This is a genomic window from uncultured Tyzzerella sp. (assembly GCF_963558545.1).
In the GTDB taxonomy this organism is placed as follows: domain Bacteria; phylum Bacillota; class Clostridia; order Lachnospirales; family CAG-274; genus Tyzzerella.
Map to the genome: position 1 here is coordinate 1 of NZ_CAUWHO010000116.1, position 1637 is coordinate 1637.

The following is a 1637-nucleotide window of genomic DNA, read 5'->3' on the forward strand; positions in this document are numbered from 1 at the left end:
TTGCCCTCATTAGTATATAAATATTTATCATTTATATCTTTTATATTTATAAATTGCTGTGCTGTTTCCTTATCAAAATCTTCTTCATCTTTATATTTTTCATTAGTAGAATTGTTTATGTAAAGTATTAAAATACTTCCACCTATAATTACACTTATTAATATTGTTATTGGTATTATTAATGTTTCCATTTTTCCTCCTTAAAACAAAAAGGCAGAATAATTAAATATTCCACCTTTCTTATATATAGTTATTTACATTATAAATCTCTATATTATTCTTTTTTGCTCTTGAAACAGTATAAAACGTTCCCCCTTGCATAATTTTTTCTCTTAAATAGCATACACAATAATTGCTATTTTCTAAAAGTTCATCATTCCTTTCTAACATACAAGTTTTAGTATAATTTTCCGATATATAAATAATTTCATCTGCACTCTCTAATACTAGATTATATAAATCAATATCCATTTTATTCCATTTAAAACATTGATTTTTGCAAGGTAGTATTAAAATTAATTTTATATCTTTATATTTAACTTTTAATTCTATAATTGCTAATGCAACTATTGTATCAAATCCTCTTGCACCACCTACTTTAAAATACAATATCCCTTTTTCTTTTATTAATATTTCTATAATAATTTTTGTAACTTCATAAATTTTTGCATATTCATTTTTAGATATATCTCTATGTCCTGTAAAGCAACAAGTTAATTTTTTCATATTTTACCTCCAAAATATTTTTATAACAATTATACATACATTTTAACTAAATATCAACTATTAGAATATTATATTCTTATAGTTTATTTTTATTTTAAAGTTATTTTTATATACTTAACCTATAATTATTATTTATGAAAGGGTTTTTTTAGTGGATAATAAAAGCATAGGTAAAAAAATAAGAGAATATAGAAAAAAATCTAATTTGACTTTAGAAAAATTTGCAGAGTTATTAGAATTAAGTCCTACACATATAGGAAATATCGAACGTGGTAATAAAGTTCCAACATTACAAACTTTTATAAAAATTACAAACATATTAAATGTTTCATCTGATATTCTTCTTTCAGATAATTTGAATTCTAAAAAAGAAATTAAATTAATAGAAATATCAAATATTTTAGATGAATTGCCTAACAATGAAAAAGACAGAGTTTTAGACTTATTTTTTTCTATACTGGACAATTCAAAAAAATATATTTCTATAGATAAAGAATAATTTATATATTATTTATTCTTTATCTAGTTTTTAAATATAAAAAGAGAGAATTTATCTCTCTTTTTATATTATATATTTTAATACCCTGTTCTAGGTAATTTCCCATTAAATGTTGGAGTACTGCTTATTACTATTGTTGTAAATTTATCTTCGTGTTTTACTGTTTGCATATCATACCTACCACCAACAGTTAGAATATTAGTAAATTGTTCATTTTTCTTAACATTGCTATTTACTTTAGCATAAAGGAAAGGCTTTTCTACTTCTCTAAAGCCAACACCTACTTTTTCAAATTCGTATCTTATATCTGTAATACGTTCTCCTTGTTGTAGTCCTTTTGTTAAGTCAATTTCATAAACTCTATCTGTAAATAAGTTATCTTGAAGAATTTTAAATTGACTATTTTTATTAG

3 protein-coding genes and 1 pseudogene are annotated in these 1637 nt (G+C 22.1%); 1 reads left to right on the forward strand and 3 read right to left on the reverse strand.

Annotated elements, in window-relative coordinates:
• Together R5Z65_RS10070 and R5Z65_RS10075 are read right to left on the reverse strand one after the other, a co-directional pair.
• Nucleotides 1–191, reverse strand: a pseudogene (locus R5Z65_RS10070) (hypothetical protein); the annotation flags it as partial.
• A 49-nt stretch (nt 192–240) separates the two neighbouring features.
• Nucleotides 241–726: an SLOG family protein gene (locus tag R5Z65_RS10075; protein WP_317368927.1), complete on the reverse strand. Its 486-nt coding sequence runs from the start codon at nt 724–726 to the stop codon at nt 241–243.
• Nucleotides 727–877: 151 nt separating this feature from the next.
• Here R5Z65_RS10075 and R5Z65_RS10080 point away from each other — a divergent pair, with 151 nt between their 5' ends.
• Nucleotides 878–1225: a helix-turn-helix transcriptional regulator gene (locus tag R5Z65_RS10080; RefSeq protein ID WP_317368929.1), complete on the forward strand. Its 348-nt coding sequence runs from the start codon at nt 878–880 to the stop codon at nt 1223–1225.
• Nucleotides 1226–1302: 77 nt separating this feature from the next.
• Here the strand turns inward: R5Z65_RS10080 and R5Z65_RS10085 are convergent.
• Nucleotides 1303–1637, reverse strand: a 335-nt coding sequence (locus tag R5Z65_RS10085) for a hypothetical protein (protein ID WP_317368932.1), incomplete at its 5' end; no start/stop codon positions are given.